This window comes from Oscillibacter valericigenes, from assembly GCF_021531435.1.
Taxonomy (GTDB): Bacteria; Bacillota; Clostridia; order Oscillospirales; family Oscillospiraceae; genus Oscillibacter; species Oscillibacter valericigenes_B.
Window position 1 is genome coordinate 1 of record NZ_JAFBIS010000014.1, and the last position, 25,637, is coordinate 25,637.

Consider the following 25,637-nt stretch of genomic DNA (forward strand, 5'->3'; position numbering starts at 1 on the left):
TTCACTCTAACTTGGAGACTTTTTCTTGTCTACTCCACCCCTCGCTATAAGCTCTTTTTGTCCCCCGGCATAGCCGGGGTTGCCTTTGTCAAGACAATACAAAAACCCCTCAAAGCCTTACAGCTTTGAGGGGTTTTTGGTACGCCCTGAGGGATTCGAACCCCCGGCCTTCTGGTCCGTAGCCAGACGCTCTATCCAGCTGAGCTAAGGGCGCACATCTTGTCCTCCCGGACAGCTTGTTTATAATAGCATACCTCTTTTTAAAATGCAAGTCTTTTTTTCATTTTTTCTCCACTTTTTTTCTGCCCTTGTAAAACGGTATCCTTTGTGTTATAGTGACTACTGATATATATAGAAGAAAGCGGTGGGTTCTATGGACACCTATTCCATCAAAAGTGTTGCCTTTGGCGGTTTCGACAAGCAGGATGTGATCCGTTATATCGAGCAGGCCGCTGAACAGGCCGCCGCCGCCCAGGAAGCCCTGCAAAGTGAGAACGATTCCCTCCAGACTCAGGTATCCGACCTGCAGCAGGAAGTTTCCTCCCTGAAGGCCAAGCTTGAGGAATCCACAGCTTCGCTGAATCAGCTTCGGGATGAGCTTGCCCGGGAATCCGCCGCCCGACAGGAGCTGGAACCCTTGAAGCCTCTGCAGGAGGAAGTCAGCCGCCTAAAGCAGGAGGCAGACGCCCTTCGGCCCGACGCCGAGGCCTATGCCCAGTTCCGGGAGCGCATCGGTGCCATCGAGTGCGAAGCCCGGAAGCGGGCCGCCGACCTGGAAGCCGCGACTGTGGCTCAGCTTCAGCAGACGGTGGACCTGTTCCGCTCCCAGTATCAGATCCTGATGAGCACCTTTGAAACCACCGCGTCCCATGTCAACAGCGAACTTCGGAAGGTTGAAGTGAATCTCACCCAGCTGCCCCGGGCCATGGATCAGTCCGGCGCGGAACTGAACGAGCTGGCCGCCCGGCTGGAGCGTTCCGTCAAAGGCGAAGAGTAAATTAAACAAGGCCGCCCGGAATTTTCCGGGCGGCTTATGCTTATTGGTTTTCTAATGCCCGGAGATTCTCTTCCAGGCTTTTGCATGCATCATAGGACGAACGCTCCGTCACAAAACACAGGTCGCTGCGGAAATCCGCGCCGCTGCCGCCGGTGCGGAACTGGCTGCCCTCGGTGGTCAGCAGCAGCGTGCTGTTGTCCAGATAGTCGTGGACCTCCTCCAGAAAAGCGGCAATAGCGGCGGGGTCAAAGCTATGGTGCATCTCGCTGTCGAACATCATATCGAACTCCACACTATTTTCTTGCAGCATCATCTTTTTCCCCGTACTGTCCAGAGAAAACAGCTGATACGCATAGGCATAGTAGCTCTGCCCCACAGCGGGGGTATACCGCAGCAGATAGTCCTGGCCGTCCAGTTTCAGAGAAAAGACGGACGTCCAGCCCGCGTGATATAGTCCCGCCTCCTGGCTCCACAGCAAGCTGCCGTCCGGGCGCTTGAGCCGCAGTTCGTACCAGGCCGGAAAAGCAGGTGCATCTTCCGGGGTCAGCACCGTCACCAGCTCCAATGTCTCCAACTCTCCATCGTGGTCAAAGTCATAGTTGCCGGGCAAAATCTCTGTGGTTTGCTCCATGGTACTGCCGGTGGTCACATCCTCGCCGGCATGGACTACACAGCGGTATGTATGCTGCTCCCCGGCGTCACCGCCCCGGCCCACCGTCAGCAGCAGCGTATCCATATCCAGCCATTCGCCCCAGTCTTCCGGCAGGAACGTATATTCCGGGATGGGGCTGCCGTCCGGCAAGGTAAACTCCCAGCTGGTCCAATAGGCCGTGGAAATGATTTTTACCGCTGTCCAGGTCCTGCCTCCGTATGCCAAAGCCACCAAATTGTTTGCTGGGGACCAGAGCACCGACTGGGTGACCCAGCCCTGGTCCTCCCATTTCACTTCCCCGGTCTTTCGATCCAAGATTTGGAGCGTCTCCGGCGGCACCACACCGCTGACACAAAGGCCGCTTCTTCCCTCTGCCCGAACTTCAAAGCGGCCATTTGGGGAAATCGTTTCCCCCTCGACCGGGGCTGTCGGCGTATTCGCCAGTATCTCCTCATAGGTCGTCTCCTGTTGCGGCGGTGCTGCCTCCGCTTTCTCTACTGTCCAAAGCTGTGCCGACCCGATCACCGCCGCCGATGCCGCCAGCAGAACGAAAAGCCCCATCACCTGCTGTTTCTGCATAAAAATGCCACCCCTGTACTGATTATACACTCAGTATAGGGGTGGCAAATTTTATGTCAACTACAATTCGGTTACAAAACCTGATCGTATCAGCCGGCGTTGCCCGCACGGCGGAATTCGATATAGTCCTCGTAGGTGCCCATTTTGTCGATAAGCCTGCCGTTCTCGAACTCCATGATACGGTTGGCGATGGTCTGGACGAATTCGTGGTCGTGGCTGGAGAACAGGACCACGCCCTTAAAGTCGATGAGGCCGTTGTTGACGGCTGTGATGGACTCCAGATCCAGATGGTTTGTGGGCTGGTCCAGCACCAGCACGTTAGAGCCAAACAGCATCATCCGGGACAGCATACACCGCACCTTCTCACCGCCGGAGAGGACCTTGACGGGCTTGAACACATCGTCGCCGGAGAACAGCATCCGGCCCAGGAAGGAGCGTTTGAAGGATTCCGTGTTCTCCTCCGCGTTGTCCGCCGTGTACTGGGCCAGCCAGTCCAGCAGATTCAGGTCGCAGTCGTTGAAGAATGCGGAGTTATCCAGGGGGAAATAGCTGGTGGTGATGGTGGTGCCCCACTTGTAGCTGCCCTCGTCGGGCTCCAGCTCGCCCATGATGATTTTAAACAGCGTCGTTTTGGCAATCTCGTCCTCGCCCACAAAGGCGATCTTGTCATCCCGGTTCACCCGGAAGCTGACGTTGTCCAGCACCTTGCGGCCATCCACGGTCTTTGAGAGGTTCTCCACTGCCAGAATTTCCTTGCCGCACTCCCGGTCCATCTTGAAACCCACAAAGGGGTAGCGCCGGGAGGAAGCAGGCATCTCCTCCACGCTCAGCTTGTCCAGAAGCTTGCGGCGTGCGGTGGCCTGCTTGGACTTGGACTTGTTGGCGGAGAACCGCTGGATGAACAGCTGCAGTTCCTTGATCTTCTCCTCGTTCTTCCGGTTCTGGTCCCGGATCATGCGCTGGACCATCTGGCTGGACTCGTACCAAAATTCGTAGTTGCCCACGTACATTTTAATTTGGCCATAGTCCACATCTACGATGTTGGTGCACACGGTATTCAGAAAGTGACGGTCATGGGAGACCACCAGGGTCAGGGCCTCGCAGTCCATCAGGAAGTCCTCCAGCCACTCGATGGCTTGGATGTCCAGGTGGTTAGTAGGCTCGTCCAGCAGGATGATGTCGGGCTTGCCAAACAGCGCCTGAGCCAGCAAAACCTTCACCTTTTCCTTGGCGGTCAGGGTGGACATTTCGCTGTACAGAATGTCGTTGGAAAGGCCCAGGCCCTGGATGAGGCGGCTCACGTCGGACTCGGCCTCCCAGCCGTTCATCTCCGCAAACTCCGCCTCCAGCTCGGAGGCTTTCACGCCGTCTTCGTCGGTGAAGTCCTCCTTTTCATAGAGGGCGTCCTTCTCCTTCATCACATCGTACAGGTGCTGGTTGCCCATAATGACGGTATCCAGCACAGTGTACGCGTCATACTGGAAGTGGTCCTGCTTCAGAATGGACATACGTTCCTCCTTGGGGATGATGACCTCGCCGGTGGTGGGCTCCAGGTCGCCGGAGAGGATGCGGAGGAAAGTGGATTTACCGGCGCCGTTGGCGCCGATGATGCCGTAGCAGTTGCCGGGAACGAACTTCAGGTCCACATGCTTGAACAGCGTCTGGCCGCTGAAATTCATGCTGATGTCGTTGACAGTGATCATGTCGTTTCCTTTCGTACACAGAACAGGCGCGGGGCGAACGCCCCGCGTCTGTTCCGGTCATTTTTGATTAGATATAAGCGCGGTGGAAGACCTTCTTGCCCTTCTTGATGACCAGGCCGTCGCCCTCAAAATCGCTCTGGTCGAAGGTCGCGTCGATGGAGGCCACCTTCTGGTCATTGACCGCCACGCCGCCCTGCTGGATCAGCCGCCGGGCCTCTCCGTTGGAGGCGCACAGGCCGCAGGCCACCAACAGGTTGATGGCGCCGATCTTGCCGTTCTCGAACTTGTCCGCGGAGAGCTGGGAGGAAGGCATATTTTCCAAAGAGCCCTTGCCGGAGAACAGGCCCCGGGCGGTCTCCTGGGCCTTGTTTGCCTCTTCCTCGCCGTGGACCAGTTTGGTCAGCTCGTAGGCCAAAATCTCCTTGGCGGTGTTGAGCTGGCTGCCCTCCCACTTGTCCATTTCGTCGATCTGCTCCAGGGGCAGGAAGGTCAGCATCCGGATGCATTTGAGGACGTCGGCGTCCTCGATGTTCCGCCAGTACTGGTAGAAGTCGTAGGGAGAGGTCTTGTTGGGGTCCAGCCACACGGCGCCGCTGGCGGTCTTGCCCATCTTCTTGCCCTCAGAAGTCAGCAGCAGGGTAATGGTCATGGCGTGGGCATCCTTGCCCAGCTTGCGGCGGATCAGCTCGGTGCCGCCCAGCATGTTGCTCCACTGGTCGTTGCCGCCGAACTGCATGTTGCAGCCGTAATGCTGGAACAGGTAGTAGAAGTCGTAGGACTGCATGGGCATGTAGTTGAACTCCAGGAAGCTCAGGCCCTTCTCCATCCGCTGCTTGAAGCATTCGGCCCGCAGCATGTTGTTCACGGAGAAGCAGGCGCCGATGTCCCGGATGAAGTCCACGTAGTTCAGGTTCAGGAGCCAGTCAGCGTTGTTCACCATCTGGGCCTTGCCCTCGCCGAAGTCGATGAACCGGGACATCTGCTTTTTGAAGCAGTCGCAGTTGTGCTGGATGGTCTCCTTCGTCATCATGGAGCGCATGTCGGTACGGCCGGAGGGATCACCGATCATGGCGGTGCCGCCGCCGATGAGGGCGATGGGCTTGTTGCCGGCCATCTGGAGGCGCTTCATCAGGCACAGAGCCATGAAGTGGCCCACATGGAGGCTGTCGGCGGTGGGGTCAAAGCCGATATAGAAGGTGGCCTTGCCGTTGTTTACAAGTTCCCGGATCTCATTCTCGTCGGTCACCTGGGCGATCAGGCCACGGGCAACCAGTTCTTCGTAAATCTGCATGGTAGTCTCTCCTGTTCTGAACAAAATATTGGCCGAAAGGGGCAAAATAGAAGCCCTCGTCCCGGCTTTGGGACAGAGGGCGAAATGCTTTCGCGGTACCACCTCTGGTTCGCCGTCCCCTCGCGGAAACGGCCTCATGGAGTGCCAACACACTCCCGCGCGTTAACGGGCGCTCCCGGAGCACGCCTACTGGGTTCTGAATAAACCGTTGGGGTGCCAGCTCCAAGGTGTATTCGCCGTCTGTCGCTCTCCCCTTTTCACCACCCAGGGGTTCTCTTGGCAGCGCCATGACGGGTACTGGTCCTCTTCTACGCTGTATACGTCGGGTATTTTATCCGATTTTGTCAGGATTGTCAATGGAGAATATCGAAAATGCTCCCCGGTTCAGAGGATGGCTCGCATCCTCTGAACCGGGGCAAAACGTCATATGGACTTCCGATAGGCCTCCGCTTCATCCAGCAACTCCCCGGCGCTCTCCAGCAAGGCATCTGTTACCTTGCTGCCGCCGGTGATGCGGGCAAGTTCCGCCTTTCGCTGTTCCCGGTCAAGCAAAACAACGCGTGTAAAGGTCCTTCCCTTGCTCTCCCCTTTTTCCACGGAGAAATGGGTATCCGCCATGGCCGCCAGCTGGGGCAAATGGGTGACGCAAAGCACCTGCTTGCGGCGGCTGACCTGGGCCAGCTTTTCCGCCACCTTCTGGGCCGCCCGGCCGGAAACGCCGGTGTCCACTTCGTCAAATACCAGCGTCCCGATGGATTCCTGCTCCGCCAGCACGTTTTTCAGAGCCAGCATGATACGGGCCAGCTCGCCGCCGGAGGCGATCTTGGCGATGGGCCGCAGCTCCTCGCCCACGTTGGCTGACATCAGGAAGCGGACCGTGTCGCACCCGTCCGGAGACGGCTCTTTTTCCGCAAAGTCGATCGCGAACCGGATCTTTTTCATGTCCAGGTCCCGCAGTTCCCTCTGGATGCGGTCCTCCAGGGTTTTCGCCGCCGCCTTTCGGACTTTTGTCAATTCCGCACCGGCCGCCTGAACAGCCGTTTCCACCTTTTTCAGTTTCTGCTCCAGCAAAATCAAGGTATCGTCTGCCGTCTCAATGGCGTCCAGCTCCGCCCGGCACTTGTCCAGATAAGCAAGCATATCCTCCACCGTGGCGCCGTACTTCTTTTTCAGACGGTACAGTTGGTCGGCACGCCTCTCCACCGCGTCCAGCTCCGCCGGAGAAAAGTCAAATTCCGCCCGTTTGTCCCGAATCGTCTCGGCAAGGTCATAGGCTTCACAGCACAGTTCTTCCAAGCGTTTATACAGCTGAGCCAGGTCGTCACCCAGGGTGCGGATACCGGCCATGGCATCCTCCGCATCCCGGAGCTGTGCCACTGCCCCGGCGCTTTCATCGTCGCCGCTGAGGCAATAATCCGCCCCGGACAAGGCGGACAAATATTTCTCGCCGTTCCGCAGGATATTGCGCCGGGCATTCAGTTCCTCTTCCTCCCCCGGTATCAGCTCCGCCCGCTCCAGCTCGTCGATCTGAAAACGCAGGCTGTCTACCCGGCGGGCCTTTTCCGCCTCGTCCATCTGCAAAGCCCTGATTTGGGCTTTCAGATCCGCCATGGCGTCATATTCTTTCCGGTAAGCCGCAAGAGCGCCTTCTGTTTTTCCAAAGCGGTCCAGATATACGCCGTGCTGCTCTTCGTCCAAAAGCTGCTGGCCGTCATGCTGGCCGTGGATGTTCAGAAGGTCCGCACCGATTTGGCGAAGCTGGGCCACCGTGATCGGCCGTCCGTTGGCCCGGCAGATGTTTTTCCCGTCGCCGCCGATCTCCCGCTGGAGAAGTAGGTTCCCGTCCTCATCCGGGGCCACACCATTTTCCGCCAATCCCGGCAAATTGGCCGTGACATGGGAAAATTCAGCACTGACAAACGCCTTTTCCGCTCCCGTGCGGATAAGCTCCCGGGAGGTCCGGCCGCCCAGTACCGCGCCCATGGCGTCAATGACGATGGACTTGCCCGCGCCGGTCTCGCCGGTCAGCGCATTAAAACCCGGGCGGAACTGGATATCTGCCTGCTCAATGACGGCGATATTCTCTATATGAAGCAGTTCCAGCATGGGAAGCACTCCCCCTTGCTATTCAAAGCATCTCTTTGATTTCCTCGCAAAATGCCGCAGCGGACTCCGTGTCCTGCATCAGCAGAAAGGCCGTGTCGTCACCCGCCAGCGAGCCCACCATATAGGTGATGTCCATATTGTCCAGAGCGGAGCAGGCGGCACTGGCAAGACCCGGCATGGTTTTGAGCACCACAATGTTCTGGGCATACGCAATGCTGGTGATGCTCTCCCGGAAAATGGTCCGCAGTTTTTCCGCAAAGTTCAGCTTCGTCCGGTTGCCGGAGACGGCGTACTTGTACACGCCCTGGCCCACCGGTTCCTTGATGAGGTGCATCTGCTTGATGTCCCGGGAGATCGTTGCCTGGGTGCTGATGATGCCCCGCTCCTGAAGCCGGGACAGAAGCTGCTCCTGCGTTTCAATGTTTTCCTGGGAAATGATCTCCAGGATCATATTCTGACGGTCATTCTTCATGATTCAAACCTCCCGGCAGCATTTTTTGAGCGAAAATTTCACAAAAGCTCTTTTCCGTCAGGCGCACCAGTTTCGTCACATATTTGCTGCGGCGCACCAGGACCTTATCATCGGCTTTCAGGGCAAAGGCGCGGCTCTCATCCACGAACAGATAGACGGGCTTCCGGCCATTCCGCTCCAGTTCCACCGTCAAGGTGTGCTCCGGCGAGAGAACATAAGAGGAAAACCGCATATTGTGGGTACAGATGGGACAGACCACCATGGTCTGCGCCACCGGCTCCACCACAGGGCCGCCTGCAGACAGGGAATAAGCTGTGGAACCAGTGGGTGTGGAGACGATAACGCCGTCACCGGCAATGTCAGCCAGGTGGCGTCCGTCGGAGGAAATTTTCAGGTGGATTACATGGGAGATGGGCCCCTCCCGGATCACGGCGTCATTGAGGCCCAGATTCGTGTAAATCGGCTTGCCGTCCCGGATCACAGTTACGTCCAGCATCATGCGGGACTCGGTTTCAAAATCCCAGCTTTTCAATTTTCGCAGAGTCTCCAGTTCCCCGGCTTCCAGTTCGGCGATAAAGCCCAGCCCTCCCATGTTGACGCCCAGCACCGGCAGTTTATTCAGCGCCGCCAGCTTGGCAAGGTGCAGGATAGTACCGTCTCCGCCAAAAGTGACCAGCAGATCGGCGCCTTTCATCTCGTGAGGCAGTGAATGCACGGTATAGTCGGCAAAAGCCCCATCCTTCTGATCCTTGAACGGTGAGCACACCACCGTTTGAAAGCCTATTTCCCGCAGGATCTTCTCGGCGGCTTTCGTGGCCCGCATTCCCTGGTCCCGGTTGGGGTTGGGACAAAGGATGATCTTCTTCTGATTCATAAGCCGCCCTCCCCGTGTTCCTTCAAGGTCTGGTGGGATTCTTCCACCAGAGCCTTCAAATCAAATTCCATTGGCTGCCAGTCTCCCTTTTCCAAATAGCCTAAATACTCAATATTTCCCTCCGGGCCGCGAATAGGAGAATATGTTAAACCAAGGACTGTAAAGCCGGATTCCTTTGCATGCTCCAGGAAGTGCTCCAGCACCTCCAGGTGCACCGCCGGGTCCCGGACAACGCCCTTTTTGCCCACTTTTTCCTTCCCTGCCTCGAACTGGGGCTTCACCAGGCAGGCCACATGGCCGCCGCCCTTCAAAATGCCGCAGACAGCGGGTAAGATCAGCTTCAGGGAAATGAAGCTGACGTCGATGGACGCAAAATCCAGTTCATCCGGGATCTGCTCATGGGTCAGATACCGGGCGTTGGTCCGCTCCATACAGACCACCCGGGGGTCCTCACGCAGCTTCCAGGCCAATTGGCCGTAGCCCACATCCACGGCGTACACCTTCGCGGCGCCGTTTTGCAGCATGCAGTCTGTAAAACCGCCGGTAGACGCGCCGATGTCGCCGCAAACGGCGCCCTCCAATTTTACCGGAAACGTGGCCATGGCCTTTTCCAGCTTCAGGCCGCCCCGGCTCACATATTTCAGCGCATTGCCCCGGACTTCGATGGCCGCGTCATTGGGAACGGCAGTGCCGGGCTTATCCACCCGCTGGCCGTTTACAAATACCAGTCCGCTCATAATGGTGGCCTGGGCCTTCTGCCGCGTCTCCTGCAGGCCCTGCTCCACCAGCAGCACATCCAGCCGTGTTTTATTCGCCACTGTCCATCGCCTCCCGTACCGCCGCCGCAACACCGACAACGTCCAGGCCGCGGCTGTGTTCAAGCTGGCCCACGCTGCCCTCCGGGGCATAGGTCTTTCCCAGATTTTTCAAAATCAACTTTTCAGGAGCCTGGCCGTGCTCCGCCAAAATCGCTGCCAGCCGCTGGCCCACACACCCGGCGCCGAAGGAGTCCTCCAGCACCAGCAGCCGATTCCGACCGCCCAGCGCGGCGCAGACCGTCTCATCGTCCAGTGGAGAAACACGGTTCAGCTTTACCACTTCCGCCTGAATGCCCTGCCCGGCCAACAGTTCAGCGGCCTCCAAAATGTGGTTCACCAGGATCCCGTAGGAGACCAGCGTCACATCCGCTCCCTGCCGCAGGCACACGATGGGCTTGTCCGACGTATCCGCCCGGAACGCACCCTCGCCGCCCCGGGGATAACGGACCGCCACAGGGCCATCCAGGTAAAAGAGGGCCAGCCGCAGCATGGACCGAAGCTCCCCAAAGCTGGAGGGACAGAGGACGGTAAAGCCGGGAATTTCGGACAGAAACAGCACATCAAAGCAGCCGTGGTGTGTTTCGCCGTCGGCGCCGACCAGCCCCGCCCGGTCCACCGCCAGCACCACATGGAGGTGCTCCAGGGAAACATCGTGAATGAGCTCGTCGTACCCCCGCTGCAGAAATGTGGAATACACCGCGAATACAGGGATCATCCCCTGGCTGGCCAGGCCCGCCGACATGGATACGCCGTGCCCTTCCGCAATGGCGACGTCAAAAAAACGCTCCGGGAATTCTTTGGCAAAACCAGAGAGCCCGGTGCCGTCCGCCATGGCGGCGGTAACAGCGCAGACCCGGCTGTCCTGGGCGGCACAGTCTGTCAGCGCCTTGCCGAAAACAGTGGAAAAGCTCTCACCCGAAGGCTTTTTCAAAAGACCTGTCACCGGGTCGAAGGGACTAATGCCATGAAACTTGCCGGGGTCCTTCTCCGCGAAGGGGTATCCTTTCCCCTTCACCGTGTTGACGTGGACCACCACCGGGCTGTTCAGCTCCTTGGCCCACTGGAGCACAACACAAAGCCGGGGCAGGTCATGGCCGTCGATAGGCCCCAGATAGGTGAAGCCCATATTCTCAAAGAAGGTACTTCCCGGCCAGAGGGTCTTTTTCAGCGAGGTCTTCAGCTTGTGGTTGAACCGGTAAATACGGTTCTGCTCCGGGTGCTTGCCAAAAAGTCCCCTGTACCACTTTTTAAAGTGATAATAGGCAGGCTTGGACCGCAGGCGGCTCAAATGCCCCGGCATAGCCCCCACGTTGGGATTGATGGACATTCCGTTGTCGTTCAAAATCACGATCAGAGGTTCATGGGAATCGCCGGCGTCATTCAGTCCCTCGTAGGCCAGACCACCGGTCAACGCGCCATCGCCGATGAGAGCCAGAACGTGATAATCCTTATGCTGTAAAGTCCTTGCCCTTGCCATGCCAAGTGCCACGGAAACGGAGTTGGATGCATGGCCCGCGATAAAAGCGTCATGTTCGCTCTCATAGGGCTTGGGAAAACCGGAAAGGCCCCCGAACTGGCGGAGCGTGGAAAACAGCTCCTGCCGCCCGGTCAGGGCCTTGTGAACATAGCACTGGTGGCCCACATCGAACACCAGCCGGTCCGCGGAGGTGTCGAACACCCGGTGGATGGCCACCGTCAGTTCCACTGCCCCCAGATTGGAGGCCAGGTGTCCGCCGGTCTGGGATACGCTTTCTATCAAAAACGACCGCAGCTCCTCGCAGAGCTGTGGAAGCTGGTCTTTCTCCAGCGCCTTCACATCGGCGGGAGAATGGATGCTTTCCAAAATCATATCTGCTGCCTTTCTCTTTAGCGGTGAAAAATGTGGAGGAACCGTCCCGCCCAGTAGACCACTTTCGTGCTCTGCTTCATGGCGAAGGTTTTGCCAAGCGCCTTGCCGCCAATGGTCAAACCGGAGATCAAAGCTGTGATCACAACGGAGACCAGGACCGAGCGCAGGCTCAGCGCCTCCTGAAGGCGCACCACAATGATGGCGCCGGTGGTGCCGCTGACGATGCCGCAGATGTCGCCCACCACGTCGTTGCAGACACTGGAGACATGGCTGGCATTCCGCAGCAGATTCAGCGCCTCCTTGGCGCCGGGCTCTTTATGGGAGGCCATGGAGTGGAACGGCCTTGGGTCCGCCGCCGTTACTGCCACGCCTAGGATGTCAAACACGATGCCCAGGGCAATGAACAGCCCCAAAATCAAAAGGGCGACGGCCATGCCCGCACCGCTCAGCATGGACTCTGAGGCCAAACTCAGCGCAGCGGATAAAGCCACCGCAAGTAAAAACACCGTGACCGCCCAGCGGTATTGGGAGGATTCTTCTCCCTTTTTCTTCTCTGATTTTTGATTTTTTGCTTGTTTCAAACGGATTTCCTCCATGCAGGAAGGTATTCTTCATTCTGCTAAGCCGGCGGCGGCAAAAAAGGTAAATCTTACGGCTTAGGTACGGGTTGGTTTTCCCCGCGGCGCACCTCTCGTTGCCGATGGAGGCGGTTCCCCCTTCGGCGCAGCGGCGTGACGTTGCCCGAACACGCTACCCGATTGCCACTTAGTCCGCACTGCAATCCCTTTTTTGTCTCAATGGAACAGCCTAGGTGATTTCCACCACAGTCCGTCCGCTTCTTTAGCCTCTTTTGCAGCCATGGTTTCAGAGAGCAGGGGGCCTCTCGCTCCGGCCGGGAGCAAATTCGGCCTGGCCTCTCATTCGCCATACCCACGCAAGGCAGGCTACATCTGCACACAGCGTTACGGCCCCGCAGGACCGATGCACCGCATTGCAGGTTCATCATCTGCTTCGTACACAGCTCGGAAATACCACGATGGGAGTACGACTGTGCACAAGAACAGGTCTCCACGGAAACAGGGTCGGGATAACCATGCCATTGGAAAGCGCCCTGAGTCCGCAAGCGCGCGTGGCGCACTTCCCCCCAGCACCCACCCAAAACTGGGCGTATCAAGCAGGCACCAGAGGTTTCATCGGTGTGCCCTTCAGAGGATTTTTAGGCCCTCCCTAGGAAACGGCAGATCTGACTAGAATACTGCGCCGCCGCTTAGCGAGGTTTAGTATAGCACACCCCACATAAATATACAACATATTCCGTATATACAATTTGTGAATTTTTCGAGTGCCGCGAAAAAGCCGGAGAGGGGAATTTCCCTCTCCGGCTCTTGATTTTCCATTTAATGATTCCGCTCCGCCAGGCTGTCCGCCAGGAAAGCCAGAAAGCCATCGGAATCGCAGTCACGAACGGCGGCCTTGGCCTGTTCCGTACAGGCCAGAACTATCTTGTCGCAGCCCTCCAGACCCAGCAGATCGACGTAGGTCACCTTGCCCTCCTCCTTGTCGGAGCCGATGGGCTTGCCGAACTCGTCAACGTTTCCGATGACATCCAGCATATCGTCCCGGATCTGGAACGCCAGACCCAGCTGATAGCCGTACTCCTCCGCGGCAGCCAGCAGCTCCCGGCTTCCTCCGGCGGCAGCGCCCAGCTTGCAGGCCCCCGCGATCATGGCACCGGTCTTGAGGTGGTCCACCTCTTTCAGCTCCTCTTCCGTCTTCGGGGCGTGGAGGGTGTCCAGGACCTGGCCCGCCACCATGCCGTCTGCCCCGGCGGCCTCCGCCAAAATGAGTGCGCAGTCCGCCCGCTGCTCCGGGGCAATGTCCGGGGCCGTCAGGATGAGGCGGAACGCCTCCGGCTGGAGGGCGTCTCCCGCCAAGACTGCCATCGTCTCACCAAAGACCTTGTGGTTGGTGGGCTTGCCCCGGCGGAGGTCATCGTTATCCATGCAGGGCAGATCGTCGTGGATCAGCGAATAGGTATGCACCAGCTCCAGCGCGCAGGCCACGGGGACCGCCTTCTCCCACTCCAGCCCGGCAAGTCGGGCAAACTCCAGCGTCAGCACCGGGCGGATGCGCTTGCCGCCCGCCAGCAGGCTGTACCGCATGGACTCGTACAGGTCCGCCCAGTGGGGCTTGTCCATGAACAGGCTGTCCAGATATGCTTCCACCGCCTGACGATAAGCACTGTATTTCGCGTCAAATTCTCTCTGTTCCATTTTCTTCAGTCCTCCTTATCCTCGAAGGGAAGCTCCACGGGCGCACCGTCGGCGCCCTTCATCAGCTTGACCACCTGCTGCTCCGCCTGATCCAGTTGCTTAGAACAGGATGAGATCAGCTTTGTTCCCTCCTCGAACAGGGCCAGAGAGTCCGCAAGAGGGGCATCGCCCTTCTCCAGAGCCGCCACGATCTCCTCCAGACGGGCAAGCTGCTGTTCAAAAGTCGCCTTTTTTGCGCTCATTTCCGTACCTCCTCAACTGTGGCGGAAAAACCGCCTTCTCCCAGTGTGACCGACACTCGCTCCCCGGCTGTCACATCCCGGCAGCTCTTCAATATTTGCCCCGCGTCATTCTGAACCATGGCATAGCCCCGGCCCAGCACCTTCAGGGGACTCATGGCATCCAGAGAAGCCGCCAGAGCAGCAAAGCTCTGCCGCTTCCGGGCCAACTGTCCGTCTGCCAAATCACCCAGCCGCTGCTGGACATGAATCAGCGCCATCCGCTTGTCCTGGACGTAGGCAAGCTGATCTGTCATCACCCGTTTGGACGCCAGTGTTTTCAGCCGCTGACGCAGGGTATCCAGTCGGGCCGTTTCGCTCTGCTCCATCCGCTCTTCCGCGCCCCGGAGCCACCGCAGCAGCTCCACCTGATCCGGAACAGCAATTTCAGCGGCATTGGAGGGCGTGCTGGCCCGGGCGTCGGCCACGAAGTCGGAGATGGTCACGTCCGGCTCATGTCCCACAGCGGAGATGACCGGGGTCTCGCAGGCATAGATGGCGCGGGCCACTCGCTCGTCGTTGAAGGCCCACAGATCCTCCATGGAGCCGCCGCCCCGGCCGGTGATGATGACGTCACCGATCTTCCATTTATCCGCGTACCGGATGGCTCCGGCGATCTCCGGCGGAGCCTCCGCGCCCTGCACCCGGACGGGCAGCAGGATGACTTTCGCAATGGGATACCGGCGGCGCAGAATGCGGATCATGTCGTGGACCGCCGCGCCCGCCGAGGAAGTCACAATGGCGATCTTCTCCGGATAAGCGGGCAGCGGCTTTTTGTGGGCGGGGTCAAACAGCCCCTCGGCGTACAGCTTGGCCTTCAGCTGCTCAAAAGCCACCGCCAGGTCGCCCACGCCCTCCGGGGTCATGGTATTGCAGTAGAGCTGATAGGCACCGTCACGGGGAAACACGGTGACACGGCCCGTCACCACTACCTTCATGCCGTTTTCCGGCCGGAACCGGAGGCGCATGGCGCTGCCCTTGAACATGACGCAGCGGATGGCGCCCTCCTGGTCCTTCAGGGAGAAATAGTGGTGCCCGGAGGGGTACATTTTGTAGTTGGAAAGTTCGCCCCGGACGCAGATGTTCTGGAGCATGGGCTCGTTGTCCAGCAGGAGCTTCACCAATTCATTGACTTCGGTAACGCCGAAGATATGCTGTTCCATGAACGCCTCCTATGTTAAGGCTTGTCCCCTTTCGGGAACAAAAAGACAGAGCCGGACGGGGTCTCTCCCCCTGCCCCGCTCTGCCGTTTTCTTATTCGCCGATCTCCTGCCGCACAAAGCTGCCCAGGATACCGTTGATGAACTTCACCGTCTCCGGCGTCTCGTACTTTTTGGCGATCTCCACGGCCTCGTTGATGGCGGCGCCGTTGGGGATGTCCGGCATGTACAAGATCTCGTACATGGCCACCCGCATGATGGCGGAGGCCACCAAGGGGATACGGGCAAAGCTCCAGCCCTTGGCGTACTTGGCAATGTAGCCGTCCAACTCCGCCGCGTGCTCCTCCACGCCCTTTACCAGACGGCGGATATACTCCGCCTGCTTAGCGTTGGGCGCCTCGGCATAAAGGGCGTCCTCCTCCGCCAGAGTAGCGAAGGTGTCCGCCGTCAGCCGCTGGTCCAGCAGCTCGTCAACGGTCTTGTCCGTGAAGCTCAGTTCATAGGAAAGATGGATCGCGATCTCCCGCGCGGTGTTCCGTACCATACAGCAATTCGTCCTTTTCTCTCTCGTTCACACATTGGGCCGTCAGGCCAGGGTCACGCCGCCCACATGGATGTTGACGGTGCCCACAGGGCAGCCGGTCATGGCCTCCACAGCGGAGGCGACGGCCTTCTGGGCGTTCTCCGCCACCTCGGGGATGGCGTGGCCATACTGCACCGTCAGGTACAGGTCCAGCACCAAAGCCGTGCCGGTCATGTCGATCTTGACACCCTTGGCGCCCTTCTGGGCATTCTTGCGGTTGTTCACCAGGTCCGTGACGCTGTTGCCCATGCTGGTCATCATGCCGGACACGCCCTCCACCTCGCGGACGGCGCCCACGGCGATGGCGGCGATGACTTCCTCCGAAATGTTGATGCTTCCGTTTTCCTCCGGCAGCGTCATGTATTCCTTGCTATCAGCCATTGCGATTCTCCTTATCCTTGGTATCCAGGACCGTATTTTCTTCATTCTGGATAGATATTTTACCATGGTATGCGGAAAATTACAACAGCTAATTTGCGGCCATGATCTTCACGTCGGACACCGGCAGCCCGGTCTCCGACACGGCGATGTCCGTGATCTTCGCCACGTCCGCCTCCGTCAGCTCCCCGCTGTCGGTGGAGACCACCACGCTGATGCCGTCGTCCCCCATGAAGGCCACGCACTCCTTGTAGCCCTTGGCGGTCACCAGGTTCTCCACCTGGGCCTCCTTCATGGTGTAGGACGCCAGCACCTGAATGCCCTGGCTGGCCTCATTGATAACGGACTGGTCGGCGTTTTCCTGGTCCGCCGCCTCCTGAAGCAGGCTGATGGCGTTGTCCCGGGCCTGCTGCCGGGTCAGCCGGGCGGAGGCAAAATAATCCGAACCGGTATAGACTTCCGTCTCATCCACGGCCTCCGCCGCGCCGTCCTCCTGGCCGGAGACCAGGGTGGCCTCCCCCAGGATCTTCGTACCCGTTTCCTCCGCGTCCTTCACCGCCTCCCGGCCGGAGAATTTCCAGTTCAGCGCCACCGCCGCGCATACCAGCACCGCCATGGTGGCTATCACTGTGTTCCGCTTCCATTTTGCGCTCATACTTTTCCTCCTCCAAACGATCACTGCCATTTTGCCACGGTGATGCGGTCTGCGCTCAGTCCGGTGAGAGACGCCACCGCCTCTGTCACCGTCAGCCGCACATCCGCCCTGTCTCCGCCCTGACAGACCACCAGGGCCCCCCGGTACGTCGGATACAGGGTCCGGGTCACTACCGTCCCGTCTCCCCCGCCATCCGTCAAAACGGTCTCGGACCTGCGGGAATAGTCCTCCGGCGCCGCGGCGCTGCCGCTGTACGTCAGTTCCGTGTCCTGGGCCAGCTGCCGCTCGCCGTCGGAATCCACCGTCAGCATCACCTTCACCTGACCCACCCCACTTATGGCGCCAAGAATACCCTCCATCTCCGTCTGAATATCCCGGATATCCGCCGTCTCTGTCTGCCGCCGCGAGGTCGTCTCTGTACCGCCTTTTCCACTCGGCCATAACAGCAGCCCTGCGCCGATCAGCACCACTAATGCCGCGTATTTGTACCTGTCCCATAGCTTTCGCACTCCTTCAGTTTTCCCTTTCATGCCAAACCTGCCTCTCCCGCGGTATCCCCAGCTCGTTTTTCATATACGACGCCAGTTCCTCTGACCGGGGACCCGTGACCTCCGCCGCAGCGGGCACCGGCACACCGTCGTCCCCCGTGTCTGTCTCCACCCGGACGGTCACCTCCAGCCCCAGAGCGTCCGCTTTGTCCGATATATATGCGGCTGTCCGCTCCGCTATACGTTCCGCCATCTCGGTATCGCCGGCGGAGGACAGCTCCTCCCGGGCATTCTGAAGCTCCCGTTCGTATCCGTCCAGGTCCAGCCGCAGGCGCTCCAGGTCGGCGCCAAGTACCGGCCGCAGCAGCGCGACCAGCAGGATGAGCCCTCCGGCAAAGGAGGCCACCCGGCGGATACTCCCCTCCGGCACCAGCATCTGGGCCACGGACAGCAGCAGCGTCACTACCACGATGGAGGTGAGCCACTCCCGCAGCGCCCCGATCATGGCACCACCGCCGCCACGGAGGACAGCACGGAAACCAGAAGCAGCACCGCGCAGCTCCCGGTCATTCCCAGCACCAGGCCAAAGGCGCCGCCCAGTCCGTCAATGAGCTTGCCAAGCCCCGGCGCCCCCACCGCCCCGGCCAAAAAAGCCGTCAGCTTGTACAGGAGGTATTGGATGCCCAGCTGCAAAAACGGATAGGCACAGGAGGCCAGGATCACCAGCGTTCCGAAAACGCCGATGGTGCTTCTCAGCATCCCCGCGCCCGCCAGCACCGTTTCCGACGCCTCGGCAATGATGCTCCCCACCACCGGCACCACGCTGGAGACGGCGGCCTTCGCCACCTTTACCGTGGCATTATCGGCTGTGCCGGCAATGACCCGGGCAACGGACAGATATACCGTGAACACCAGCAGAGCCGTGGTCAGCATCCATGTCACCGCCTTTTTCAAGCCATCCGCCAATGCGGTCAGACGGCTTTCCGACAGGCAGGCCGACGCGGTGAGAACGCCGATGTAGAGATAGACCAGCGGCAGCAGCAATCCGTTGATGAGGTCCATCAGCAGGTCTACCAAAAACACGGTGGTCACCTGCTGGAAGGCGGCGGCGCTGACCTGGCCGGAGGCCGCCATCGCCGCCGCAAGGGTGGGCAGCAAGGCTTTGGAAAACGTGTCCAGTTCCCCGATGGTCTCCGCTCCCAAGCCGATGAGACTGTCCAGGCTCCCGGCGGTCAGAAGCGTCACGGACAGCGCCCCCGCCATCGGCAGAAATATCGCTGCTTTTCCGGCTCCCGCTCCGACGCGAAAGCCCTCCACCGCGCCGCAGAGGATGACCACCAGCAAAACAGACGCCGCCCCCTGCACCCGCTGGCGCAGGATCGTGCCGACCTGTCCGCCCACCTTTTCCAGCAATGCGGAAATGCCGCCGGTAAAGCCCTCCGTGCCGGAAAAATCCTCTCCACGGAGCAGTTCTTTTGCACCGTCCGGCACGGCGTGGGTCAGGTCTTTGGGCAGCTCCGCCGCACAAACGCCCACCGTCAGCATCAAAACCGCCCCCAGCAAACAAAGCATTCGTTTCATCCCATCAGCTCCATCAGCAGCTCCAGCACTGCCCGCAGCAAGGGCATGGCGACCAGCAGCGCGCACACCGCCCCCGCCGTCTCCACCACCGACGCCAGAGCCGCGCCTCCCGCGTCCCGGCACAGGTCGCCGCCCACCTTTGCCACCAGTCCGATCCCTACAGTTTTATACAAAGGGACGAACAGCGTCTCCGAAACGCCGCTCCGCTCCCCCAGCTCCCGCAGAAACTCCACCAGCTCTCCCAGCCCGTCCGTCAACAGGGCCAGCCCCGCGACGGCGGCGCACAGCACCAGCAGCAGCGCCTGTTCCGGGCTGGTTTTTTTCAGCACCAGGGCCAGAATCACCCCCACGACGCACAGCGCCGTCACCCGTGACGCCAGCTCCATGGCTAAAAGTTGAACAGGGTCTTGATGAGGTCGAACAGCTGGCTGATCTGCTGTACCATCATCATCAAAACCACCACCAGTCCCGCCAGCGTCGTCATCATGGCCTGTTCCTCCCGGCCGGAGCGCACCAAAAGCTGGTTCAGTACCGCCACCAGGATACCGATGGCGGCGATCTTGAAAATCAAATCCACATCCATTGCCGTTTCCTCATATCAGTAAGATCACCAGCAGCGCCGCGGCGGAGAAACACAGCGCCGCCGCCCGCCTGTCCTCCCCCTTTCGCTCCGCCGCCCGCTCTTCCGCGTGCTTTGCCAGCTCATAAGCAGCAAGGGAAATCGCTTTACATGCTTCCTCCTCATCGCCGCCCAGGGCGGCACCCAGCGGCTCCAGCGTCCGGACGTCCTCCGGCGGCAGGGGCAGGCGGGACACCTCCCGCCGCCAGCTCTCCTCCAGGCTCTCACCCCGGCGGAGGCACTCCGCCGTCTCGGAGAAAAAGGCGGCGGCATCCGGGCACCGGTCTTTCGCCAGATACTCCAGCAGCAGCGGCATAGGCGTCCGGGCCAGACGAATTTCCTCCCCCATCCGCCGCAGGGCGGTCAATACATCGGACAGCGTGTCCCATTGGCGGCGGCGTTCCGACAGCCGGGCTCCCTGAACAAGAAAGCCCCCCGCCAGGATACAGGCGCTTCCCAGCAATTTCAGCATGGCAGTTCCTCCACCTGGTAAGTCCGCTCTCCGTTCGCCGAGCTGATGCACACCGCCTGCCGGAACACGCCCTCCGCCAGCAGCTCCCGGTACAGCGGCCGCTGGAGCAGCTCCGCCGTGTCAGCGGCGTGGATGGTGGCAAGCAGCCCCACGCCGCAGCCTGCCGCCATAACGACTGAGCGCAGATCCGCCCGGGCGGTGATCTCGTCCACAGCGATCACCTGGGGATTCATGGCACGCAGGACGATGGGGATGCCCAGTGCTTTCGGACAGGCGTCCAGCACATCCGTGCGGCCGCCCACATCCATCTGGGGCTCCCCCCGGTACATCACCGCCACCTCGCCCCGCTCGTCGATGAGGGACACCCGCAAAGGCGGCGTATCCGCCGTCCCGTCGGAAAGGCACCGCACCAGGTCCCGCAGGAGCGTGGTCTTGCCGCCTCCGGGTGGGGACAAAATCAGTGTGCTTTGAAACACGCCCTCCCGGAACAGGCGGGGCACCACCGGCTCTCCGATCCCCTTCCGTTCCCGGGCGATGCGGATGACCGCCGAGGACAGGTTTTTTAAATTCGTATTCATGCCGTTTTTCATCACCGCAGTCCCGCACAGCCCCAGGCGGAACCCGCCCCGGACAGGCACAAAGCCCTCCCGCAGTGTCTCCGCCGCCGCGTAGCGGGAAAACTCCGTAGCCAGGTCGCACAGCGTCTCCAGCTCCGCCGTGTCCACCACGGCGTCCAGCGAAATTTCACCCTCCGGCAGCAGTACGGTCATGGGCCGCCCTGCCCGGAGACGAAGCTCCTCCGCGACTTCTTTTTGTTCCGCCGGCAGGGCCAGGGCCAGCTTCCGCAGGCGGTTCGGCAAAATGGCCGCGGCAGCCTCATAGCAGGTGACATTCTGATTGTTTTCCAAGGGTCGTCTCCCCCTTTCCTGTTTCACCACACTCTATGACGGCTCGTCCTCCGCTATGCCGGGTTTGTCCAAAAAAATTGACGGGGCTGTTTCCAGCCCCGTCACCTGTTCAATTCTGTTTCGCAGGGTACTCCATTGGCCATCTCCCAGATGCCCCGGATACCGCATTCTACCATGCTGGCTACTGCCGCGTCGGTGTAGAACGCCATATGCTGGGTCATCACGACATTGCGAAACTGATGGAGATAGAACCAGTTCCTGTTGGGAAGGATGTCCACCCGGTGGTCGGCGTGAACGATGCCCTCGTCCCCCTCGCAGGTGTCCATACCCAGGGCGCCGATCTTCTGGCTCTCGATGCCCTCCACCAGGGCTTCAATGTCCGCCAGTTCGCCCCGGGAGCAGTTGACGATGACCACGCCATCCTTCATTTTGGCAATGCTCTCCCGGTTGATGATGTGCCGGTTGCTGTCCAGCAGCGGCATGTGCAGGGTGATGACATCCGCCCGGGCCAGCAGGGTGTCAAAATCCACATAGGTCACCAATTTCTCCACCGCCGGGTTCCGACGCAGGTCATAGGCGAGAATGCGGCAGCCGAAGCCCGACAGGTTCCGGATGACCTGGGCGCCGATTTTCCCGGTGCCGATGATGCCGATGGTCAGATCCTTCATCTCCCGGCCCTGGAGTCCGTTCAGGGAGAAATCGTTGACCTGCCCCCGCCACATAGCCTGCTTGTAATGCCGCAGGCACATCAAGATCAGCATGACGGCAAAATCCGCCACACCGTTAGGGGCGTAGCTGGCGCTGCACACGCGGATCCCCAGCTCTTTCGCATGGGCCAGGTCAATGTGATCATAGCCCACTGTCCGGGTGGAGAGGTAACGCACACCCAGGCCGTACCAGGCGTCCAGCAGCGGCTCGTCGATTTTTCCCTGTCCGAGAATGGAAACACCCTCGCAGCCCGCCGCCAGCGCCGCGTTTTCTATCGTGGGCACCTCGCAGCTTATCTCCAGGGAAACACCCAGCTTCTCCGCCTGGCGCGCCAGCTCCGCCTGCTCGTCCTCCCGGACCTCATACACCATGATCTTCATGTGCATCACCCTTCCGTTGAATCATTGTTCGTTATTCTAATACAGGTCAATATCGCTTGCAACCTCTGATTTTTCATGTTAAAATAAGTATATCTTATATTTAGGGGCCACTTATGAACATCAACCAATTGAAATACTTTGTTGCCGTGGCGGAGCAGCGCAGCTTTACCAAAGCCGCCACCCAATATTACCTCTCCCAGACCGCTGTCACCCAGCAGGTACGGGCTTTGGAGGAAAGCCTGGGCGTCCAGCTCCTGGACCGCAACAGCCGTCCAGTGTCTCTGACCCCCGCCGGCGCTGTGTTTTTGAAAGAGGCCAAGGCCATCCTGGTGCGGATGGACACCGCTGTCAGTCGTGCCAGGGACGCCTCCACAGGTGTCGTTGGTTCCCTGCGCATCGGCTACACGAAAGGCTACGAGCGGAGCACACTGTCCGACAAGCTCCGTCTCTTTCACCGGGACCACCCCAACATTCTCCTTACCTGCTACCGCTGTGACACCGACGAGTTGGCCGCAGGCCTGCTGAACAAGGAGTACGACATTATTTTCACCTGGGACAGCACGAATATCCGCCAGGATGACCAGGTGGAATACCGCCTGGTGGAGCACGCCCGGCTGGCGGTGGCACTGTACAACGGCCATCCCCTGGCACAGCGGACGGCCCTGCGGCGGGAGGAACTGAAAAACGAAACGATTTTATACATGACCCCCTCCGCCACCGGCTCCTCCTTTGGCGACGCTCACTTCATGGCCCTGTACCAGAAGGCCGGGTATCAGCCCAACATTCTGCTGCGCTCCAACGATGTAGAGAGCATCTTGATGATGGTGGCGGCGGAGGAGGGCATCTCCATCCTGCCCGCCTACTGCACCGACAAGCTGACCAACGCCGACAACCTGACCTTCCTCCCCCTCCTGGGTGACGAGGAAACAGAGGAAATTCTGGCAGTCTGGCGGAAGGATGACATAAGCCCCGCTCTGCGGCATTTCACAGAAGAAGCGATCTGACAGCAAAACAGCCGGCCCGTGGGCCGGCTGTTTTGAGCCTTGCGTCACTTGCTGAAGATGCAGCTCTTGGCGTCCTCGTAATTCTCCGGCATCTTCACGGTGTTGGGCGGGAAAAACTCACCCACCGGGAAGGAGATGTTCCGGAAAATGCCGCAGGGGTCTTCGCTGCCGCCGCTGCCGCAGGCGCACTCCTTGTCGGGCATGCAGTAGTCGTACACCGGGATCAGGAGCTGGGTGTCCCGCTCCAGGCGGACGATGGAGAACTGGCCCAGGGTGACATACACCCGGCGGTTGTCATCGCCGCTGGACAGTTCGCCGTCAAAGCAGCTGTTGACAAAGGACGGCACTTCGCACAGGTCGCAGTCGCAGTCCCGCTTACCGCAGCAGTCCATGATACGGGCGTCCAGGACGATAGGGTCCACGGCCTCCACGACGGCGACGGGCGCGTTGGCCCGGCGCATCATCTGCATGTCAGGCTCCCCGACCCGCAGCTCGGAGGAGAAAATTTTGGCGTTCCCCTCGCTGCCGAACAGGATGACCCGCTTGTCGAACACACACAGCCCCTCCACGGTGACGGGCGCGGGGCAGCTCAGGTACGCCTGCAGGGTCACCGCGTAGAAGAAGCGCATATCCACGGTGTAGAAGCCCCGGTTGAAGCTGACGGGCTCCACATCCACGTACACATACAGCAGTCTGGCGCTGCCGCCCTTCACGGACAGCGCGCGGTTGATGACGTCCACATACTGCATCTTCGGATAGAAGCGCAGGTCCTCGATGCAGTCTTTATCACGGCAGGAATCATAGATCTTCCTGGTATGGATGCAAACCGCCTCTCGGATGCCGTTAGGGTCCTCAATGGGACCGGGCATGACTTTCTCGGGCATTGCAATACCTCCTAATAAGTAACTGGATGAAAGCAGTTTGCTTTCAATCCAGTGTATGCGCGCCCGGGAAATGGGTGAAAAAAGGACGCCCCTGATCGGGGCGTCCTTTTCAAAAATCAGGTGATCGTCACCGTGCTGGTCTTAGGACTGATAATACAAACATAACTGTTGCCCTGGCCCAGAGTCAGGGGCGTGCCGTCCTCCAGGCGGTAGACAAACTGGCTGCTGCGGTCCGCCTTGCTCCATTGGATCGGCACGGACTTTCCTCCGCAGAAGTAGGTGCCCTTTCCCTCTCCGGTCAGCTTGACCGTCAGCCGTCCCGCTTTGTCGCCGGGGATTATGGAGATGGCCGTCTCCAAAAGCAGCACGTTGGTCGCACTCACCTGTTCGCCGGTGCTGCCGTCTGTATACGGCCCGCCGTACTGGCTCACCAAGTACTTGCCGGAGGCGGCGTCGTAGTCGAACAGGCCGGTCTTGTAAGCCGAATAGACCAGCTTGATGTGCTCCGCGGCCGTGCCGTTTACTGGGGTTCCATCCTCCGCAAAGGCCTGGGTGTATGTATAGCCGTCCTCGTGCTCCGTGCGGAAATGGCCGTCCACATACTCCTGGATCTTCTCGCCGGAGGTCACCAGGGTGTGCTCATAGTCCATGGTCTTCTTGCGTTCCGCGTCCCGCCAGAAGATTTTGGCATCGCTGCCGCCGTTGACGCCGTCCATATTGTCCACGCCCCAGGCGGGAATATCCTTGTAGGCCTCCGGGCTGCCGCCGGCGTGGACGTACAGGGCGTCGTGGCCCAGCGCCAGCTCCAGATAATAGGGCCGGGACGAACGGATACTGCCTAAGGTCCCCACACCCTCCAGGCTCTGGAACACCCCCAGCATCCGGGTAATGCCGCCCTCGGCGGGGACCTCATAGATGATGTCCGCCTGGCTGATGCCAAGCTGGGGCTGAGCCGCTTTCAGGTTATTGAACATGACGGCCACCGGGCGGTCGTTCTCCTGCTCCGGCTCCATCGGAAGGCCCGTCAAAGGATTTGTTCCCGCTGGACCGGACGGTTCTTCCGGCTCCGGCTCCGGTTCTATGACAGGCTCGGGCTCCTCAATGGGTTCCGGCTCTGCCGCCGGGACCGCCGGTTCTTCCTGCTTTCCGCAGCCAACCAGGGACAGAAGCATCATCGTTGCCAGGAACATCGCCAGGACCCGCTTTTTCATACAGACGCCGCCTCTCCTCATAATAACCATATGATACCAGCACCGTCAGGCTCCGTCAAGCGAGTCTCCGCCCTTTTTCGATTTCACTCTGTACAAACCGCCACCAGATGCGGTATACTATGTTCAAAGGAAAATCTACATCTGGAGGTGTCTTTTATGGAAGGCCGCGGCTTTATCCACGACAAACTGGAGATCAAATTTCTCATTCTCTATATCGCCGCCCGTGTCATTGAGCCTATCCCCTTTGACACGATGCTGGATTTGACCATGTGCGACGACGGCGTGGGCTATTTTGATTTTTCCGAATGCCTGCGGGATCTGGTGGATACCGGGCATCTGACGCTGTCTGACACGGGGCTGTATGCCATTACCGACAAAGGCCTGCGGAACAGCCAGATCTGCGAATCCTCCATTCCCTACTCTGTGCGGCTTCGGTGCGACAAAAACCTGGCCGCCTGGAACCGGAAGCTCCGGCGGAAAAATCAGGTGAAAACCTCGGTGGACCAGCGCTCCAACGGCACCTTTACCGTGCGGATGAGCCTGGACGACGACATGGGCAACGTCATGGATCTGAGGCTCATGGCAGTGCGGCAGGACATCGCAAAGCTCCTGGCGGACCGCTTTCAGAAGGAGCCGGAGCGCATTTACAGCCAGATCATGAAACTGCTGATGGAAGACAGTGAACAGTAAAGATAAGAAAACAGCCGTCGAAGC

28 protein-coding genes, 1 tRNA gene and 1 other annotated feature are annotated in these 25,637 nt (G+C 59.7%); of the genes, 3 read left to right on the forward strand and 26 right to left on the reverse strand.

The window, feature by feature from the left end:
- Positions 1-137: 137 nt before the first annotated feature.
- Positions 138-214 (reverse strand) — tRNA-Arg (locus JQM68_RS08885).
- A 159-nt stretch (positions 215-373) separates the two neighbouring features.
- On the opposite strand from JQM68_RS08885, the gene JQM68_RS08890 reads away from it, so the two are divergent.
- Positions 374-997 (forward strand): hypothetical protein, encoded by a 624-nt coding sequence (locus tag JQM68_RS08890; protein ID WP_235222655.1) that lies wholly within the window; start codon positions 374-376, stop codon positions 995-997.
- Between the two features lie 40 nt (positions 998-1,037).
- Here the strand turns inward: JQM68_RS08890 and JQM68_RS08895 are convergent, their stop codons facing one another.
- The 23 genes from JQM68_RS08895 to JQM68_RS09005 all read right to left on the reverse strand — a co-directional run bounded on the left by JQM68_RS08895 (position 1,038) and on the right by JQM68_RS09005 (position 21,824).
- Entirely contained in the window at positions 1,038-2,228 is a 1,191-nt protein-coding gene (locus tag JQM68_RS08895) for a hypothetical protein (RefSeq protein ID WP_235222656.1), read from the reverse strand.
- A gap of 89 nt (positions 2,229-2,317) precedes the next feature.
- The gene (locus JQM68_RS08900; protein ID WP_235222657.1) at positions 2,318-3,931 is read right to left on the reverse strand and encodes an ABC-F family ATP-binding cassette domain-containing protein; all 1,614 of its coding nucleotides are present in this window, start codon (positions 3,929-3,931) and stop codon (positions 2,318-2,320) included.
- A 67-nt stretch (positions 3,932-3,998) separates the two neighbouring features.
- Positions 3,999-5,222, reverse strand: coding sequence for a tyrosine--tRNA ligase (tyrS, locus tag JQM68_RS08905; protein WP_235222658.1), 1,224 nt, complete (start codon positions 5,220-5,222; stop codon positions 3,999-4,001).
- 72 nt (positions 5,223-5,294) lie between these two features.
- Positions 5,295-5,542, reverse strand: a binding site (T-box leader).
- Between the two features lie 103 nt (positions 5,543-5,645).
- Positions 5,646-7,328: a DNA repair protein RecN gene (gene recN, locus JQM68_RS08910; RefSeq protein WP_235222659.1), complete on the reverse strand. Its 1,683-nt coding sequence runs from the start codon at positions 7,326-7,328 to the stop codon at positions 5,646-5,648.
- Positions 7,329-7,350: 22 nt separating this feature from the next.
- Positions 7,351-7,800, reverse strand: a complete 450-nt coding sequence (locus JQM68_RS08915; RefSeq protein ID WP_235222660.1) for an arginine repressor — start codon at positions 7,798-7,800, stop codon at positions 7,351-7,353.
- Complete coding sequence (locus JQM68_RS08920) at positions 7,790-8,674, reverse strand: NAD(+)/NADH kinase (RefSeq protein ID WP_235222661.1); 885 nt, start codon at positions 8,672-8,674, stop codon at positions 7,790-7,792. Before JQM68_RS08920 ends, JQM68_RS08915 begins: the two co-directional genes overlap by 11 nt.
- Entirely contained in the window at positions 8,671-9,492 is an 822-nt protein-coding gene (locus JQM68_RS08925) for a TlyA family RNA methyltransferase (protein ID WP_235222662.1), read from the reverse strand. The genes JQM68_RS08920 and JQM68_RS08925 overlap by 4 nt, the downstream gene beginning before the upstream one ends.
- Entirely contained in the window at positions 9,482-11,341 is a 1,860-nt protein-coding gene (gene dxs / locus JQM68_RS08930; RefSeq protein ID WP_235222663.1) for a 1-deoxy-D-xylulose-5-phosphate synthase, read from the reverse strand. The genes JQM68_RS08925 and dxs overlap by 11 nt, the downstream gene beginning before the upstream one ends.
- Before the next feature lie 17 nt (positions 11,342-11,358).
- A complete protein-coding gene (locus JQM68_RS08935) occupies positions 11,359-11,922 on the reverse strand; it encodes a DUF21 domain-containing protein (RefSeq protein ID WP_235222664.1) in 564 nt (187 codons plus the stop codon).
- 816 nt (positions 11,923-12,738) lie between these two features.
- Positions 12,739-13,614: a polyprenyl synthetase family protein gene (locus JQM68_RS08940; protein WP_235222665.1), complete on the reverse strand. Its 876-nt coding sequence runs from the start codon at positions 13,612-13,614 to the stop codon at positions 12,739-12,741.
- A gap of 5 nt (positions 13,615-13,619) precedes the next feature.
- The gene (gene xseB, locus JQM68_RS08945) at positions 13,620-13,856 is read right to left on the reverse strand and encodes an exodeoxyribonuclease VII small subunit (protein WP_235222666.1); all 237 of its coding nucleotides are present in this window, start codon (positions 13,854-13,856) and stop codon (positions 13,620-13,622) included.
- Positions 13,853-15,055 carry an exodeoxyribonuclease VII large subunit gene (xseA, locus tag JQM68_RS08950; RefSeq protein WP_235222667.1) on the reverse strand — a complete coding sequence of 401 codons (1,203 nt, stop codon included), beginning with the start codon at positions 15,053-15,055 and terminating at the stop codon, positions 13,853-13,855. The genes xseB and xseA overlap by 4 nt, the downstream gene beginning before the upstream one ends.
- A gap of 91 nt (positions 15,056-15,146) precedes the next feature.
- A complete protein-coding gene (gene nusB / locus JQM68_RS08955) occupies positions 15,147-15,596 on the reverse strand; it encodes a transcription antitermination factor NusB (protein WP_235222668.1) in 450 nt (149 codons plus the stop codon).
- A 42-nt stretch (positions 15,597-15,638) separates the two neighbouring features.
- Positions 15,639-16,016 (reverse strand): Asp23/Gls24 family envelope stress response protein, encoded by a 378-nt coding sequence (locus tag JQM68_RS08960; protein WP_235222669.1) that lies wholly within the window; start codon positions 16,014-16,016, stop codon positions 15,639-15,641.
- 88 nt (positions 16,017-16,104) lie between these two features.
- Positions 16,105-16,668, reverse strand: coding sequence for a SpoIIIAH-like family protein (locus JQM68_RS08965; protein WP_235222670.1), 564 nt, complete (start codon positions 16,666-16,668; stop codon positions 16,105-16,107).
- 20 nt (positions 16,669-16,688) lie between these two features.
- Positions 16,689-17,177, reverse strand: a complete 489-nt coding sequence (locus JQM68_RS08970; protein ID WP_235222671.1) for a hypothetical protein — start codon at positions 17,175-17,177, stop codon at positions 16,689-16,691.
- Between the two features lie 4 nt (positions 17,178-17,181).
- Positions 17,182-17,661 (reverse strand): stage III sporulation protein AF, encoded by a 480-nt coding sequence (locus JQM68_RS08975; RefSeq protein WP_235222672.1) that lies wholly within the window; start codon positions 17,659-17,661, stop codon positions 17,182-17,184.
- A complete protein-coding gene (locus JQM68_RS08980) occupies positions 17,658-18,737 on the reverse strand; it encodes a stage III sporulation protein AE (protein WP_235222673.1) in 1,080 nt (359 codons plus the stop codon). Before JQM68_RS08980 ends, JQM68_RS08975 begins: the two co-directional genes overlap by 4 nt.
- A complete protein-coding gene (locus JQM68_RS08985) occupies positions 18,734-19,123 on the reverse strand; it encodes a stage III sporulation AC/AD family protein (protein ID WP_235222674.1) in 390 nt (129 codons plus the stop codon). Before JQM68_RS08985 ends, JQM68_RS08980 begins: the two co-directional genes overlap by 4 nt.
- Before the next feature lie 2 nt (positions 19,124-19,125).
- The gene (gene spoIIIAC, locus JQM68_RS08990; RefSeq protein WP_235222675.1) at positions 19,126-19,320 is read right to left on the reverse strand and encodes a stage III sporulation protein AC; all 195 of its coding nucleotides are present in this window, start codon (positions 19,318-19,320) and stop codon (positions 19,126-19,128) included.
- A gap of 10 nt (positions 19,321-19,330) precedes the next feature.
- A complete protein-coding gene (locus JQM68_RS08995) occupies positions 19,331-19,828 on the reverse strand; it encodes a stage III sporulation protein AB (RefSeq protein ID WP_235222676.1) in 498 nt (165 codons plus the stop codon).
- A complete protein-coding gene (locus JQM68_RS09000) occupies positions 19,822-20,736 on the reverse strand; it encodes a stage III sporulation protein AA (RefSeq protein ID WP_235222677.1) in 915 nt (304 codons plus the stop codon). The genes JQM68_RS08995 and JQM68_RS09000 overlap by 7 nt, the downstream gene beginning before the upstream one ends.
- Positions 20,737-20,837: 101 nt before the next feature.
- Positions 20,838-21,824, reverse strand: coding sequence for a D-isomer specific 2-hydroxyacid dehydrogenase family protein (locus JQM68_RS09005; RefSeq protein WP_235222678.1), 987 nt, complete (start codon positions 21,822-21,824; stop codon positions 20,838-20,840).
- Between the two features lie 113 nt (positions 21,825-21,937).
- Between JQM68_RS09005 and JQM68_RS09010 the strand changes: the two genes are divergently transcribed.
- Positions 21,938-22,828: a LysR family transcriptional regulator gene (locus JQM68_RS09010; RefSeq protein ID WP_235222679.1), complete on the forward strand. Its 891-nt coding sequence runs from the start codon at positions 21,938-21,940 to the stop codon at positions 22,826-22,828.
- A gap of 44 nt (positions 22,829-22,872) precedes the next feature.
- On the opposite strand, the gene JQM68_RS09015 is transcribed toward JQM68_RS09010, so the two are convergent.
- Together JQM68_RS09015 and JQM68_RS09020 are read right to left on the reverse strand one after the other, a co-directional pair.
- Positions 22,873-23,712 carry a hypothetical protein gene (locus JQM68_RS09015; RefSeq protein WP_235222680.1) on the reverse strand — a complete coding sequence of 280 codons (840 nt, stop codon included), beginning with the start codon at positions 23,710-23,712 and terminating at the stop codon, positions 22,873-22,875.
- 116 nt (positions 23,713-23,828) lie between these two features.
- Complete coding sequence (locus JQM68_RS09020) at positions 23,829-24,923, reverse strand: DUF3048 domain-containing protein (protein ID WP_235222681.1); 1,095 nt, start codon at positions 24,921-24,923, stop codon at positions 23,829-23,831.
- A gap of 156 nt (positions 24,924-25,079) precedes the next feature.
- Between JQM68_RS09020 and JQM68_RS09025 the strand changes: the two genes are divergently transcribed.
- Positions 25,080-25,613, forward strand: a complete 534-nt coding sequence (locus JQM68_RS09025; RefSeq protein WP_235222682.1) for a DUF4364 family protein — start codon at positions 25,080-25,082, stop codon at positions 25,611-25,613.
- Positions 25,614-25,637 lie beyond the last annotated feature (24 nt).

What these genes read in the sequence shown, in the direction of transcription:
- JQM68_RS08965 (WP_235222670.1), bottom strand. Translation starts at nt 16,668, where the DNA reads ATGAGCGCAAAATGGAAGCGGAACACAGTGATAGCCACCATGGCGGTG.
- JQM68_RS09015 (WP_235222680.1), bottom strand. Translation starts at nt 23,712, where the DNA reads ATGCCCGAGAAAGTCATGCCCGGTCCCATTGAGGACCCTAACGGCATC.
- nusB (WP_235222668.1), bottom strand. Translation starts at nt 15,596, where the DNA reads ATGGTACGGAACACCGCGCGGGAGATCGCGATCCATCTTTCCTATGAA.
- JQM68_RS08960 (WP_235222669.1), bottom strand. Translation starts at nt 16,016, where the DNA reads ATGGCTGATAGCAAGGAATACATGACGCTGCCGGAGGAAAACGGAAGC.
- xseB (WP_235222666.1), bottom strand. Translation starts at nt 13,856, where the DNA reads ATGAGCGCAAAAAAGGCGACTTTTGAACAGCAGCTTGCCCGTCTGGAG.
- JQM68_RS08995 (WP_235222676.1), bottom strand. Translation starts at nt 19,828, where the DNA reads ATGCTGAAATTGCTGGGAAGCGCCTGTATCCTGGCGGGGGGCTTTCTT.
- JQM68_RS08915 (WP_235222660.1), bottom strand. Translation starts at nt 7,800, where the DNA reads ATGAAGAATGACCGTCAGAATATGATCCTGGAGATCATTTCCCAGGAA.
- JQM68_RS08900 (WP_235222657.1), bottom strand. Translation starts at nt 3,931, where the DNA reads ATGATCACTGTCAACGACATCAGCATGAATTTCAGCGGCCAGACGCTG.
- recN (WP_235222659.1), bottom strand. Translation starts at nt 7,328, where the DNA reads ATGCTGGAACTGCTTCATATAGAGAATATCGCCGTCATTGAGCAGGCA.
- JQM68_RS09025 (WP_235222682.1), top strand. Translation starts at nt 25,080, where the DNA reads ATGGAAGGCCGCGGCTTTATCCACGACAAACTGGAGATCAAATTTCTC.
- xseA (WP_235222667.1), bottom strand. Translation starts at nt 15,055, where the DNA reads ATGGAACAGCATATCTTCGGCGTTACCGAAGTCAATGAATTGGTGAAG.
- JQM68_RS09010 (WP_235222679.1), top strand. Translation starts at nt 21,938, where the DNA reads ATGAACATCAACCAATTGAAATACTTTGTTGCCGTGGCGGAGCAGCGC.
- JQM68_RS08940 (WP_235222665.1), bottom strand. Translation starts at nt 13,614, where the DNA reads ATGGAACAGAGAGAATTTGACGCGAAATACAGTGCTTATCGTCAGGCG.
- dxs (WP_235222663.1), bottom strand. Translation starts at nt 11,341, where the DNA reads ATGATTTTGGAAAGCATCCATTCTCCCGCCGATGTGAAGGCGCTGGAG.
- JQM68_RS08920 (WP_235222661.1), bottom strand. Translation starts at nt 8,674, where the DNA reads ATGAATCAGAAGAAGATCATCCTTTGTCCCAACCCCAACCGGGACCAG.
- tyrS (WP_235222658.1), bottom strand. Translation starts at nt 5,222, where the DNA reads ATGCAGATTTACGAAGAACTGGTTGCCCGTGGCCTGATCGCCCAGGTG.
- JQM68_RS08980 (WP_235222673.1), bottom strand. Translation starts at nt 18,737, where the DNA reads ATGAAACGAATGCTTTGTTTGCTGGGGGCGGTTTTGATGCTGACGGTG.
- JQM68_RS09005 (WP_235222678.1), bottom strand. Translation starts at nt 21,824, where the DNA reads ATGAAGATCATGGTGTATGAGGTCCGGGAGGACGAGCAGGCGGAGCTG.
- JQM68_RS08975 (WP_235222672.1), bottom strand. Translation starts at nt 17,661, where the DNA reads ATGATCGGGGCGCTGCGGGAGTGGCTCACCTCCATCGTGGTAGTGACG.
- JQM68_RS09020 (WP_235222681.1), bottom strand. Translation starts at nt 24,923, where the DNA reads ATGAAAAAGCGGGTCCTGGCGATGTTCCTGGCAACGATGATGCTTCTG.
- JQM68_RS08890 (WP_235222655.1), top strand. Translation starts at nt 374, where the DNA reads ATGGACACCTATTCCATCAAAAGTGTTGCCTTTGGCGGTTTCGACAAG.
- JQM68_RS08985 (WP_235222674.1), bottom strand. Translation starts at nt 19,123, where the DNA reads ATGGAGCTGGCGTCACGGGTGACGGCGCTGTGCGTCGTGGGGGTGATT.
- JQM68_RS08895 (WP_235222656.1), bottom strand. Translation starts at nt 2,228, where the DNA reads ATGCAGAAACAGCAGGTGATGGGGCTTTTCGTTCTGCTGGCGGCATCG.
- spoIIIAC (WP_235222675.1), bottom strand. Translation starts at nt 19,320, where the DNA reads ATGGATGTGGATTTGATTTTCAAGATCGCCGCCATCGGTATCCTGGTG.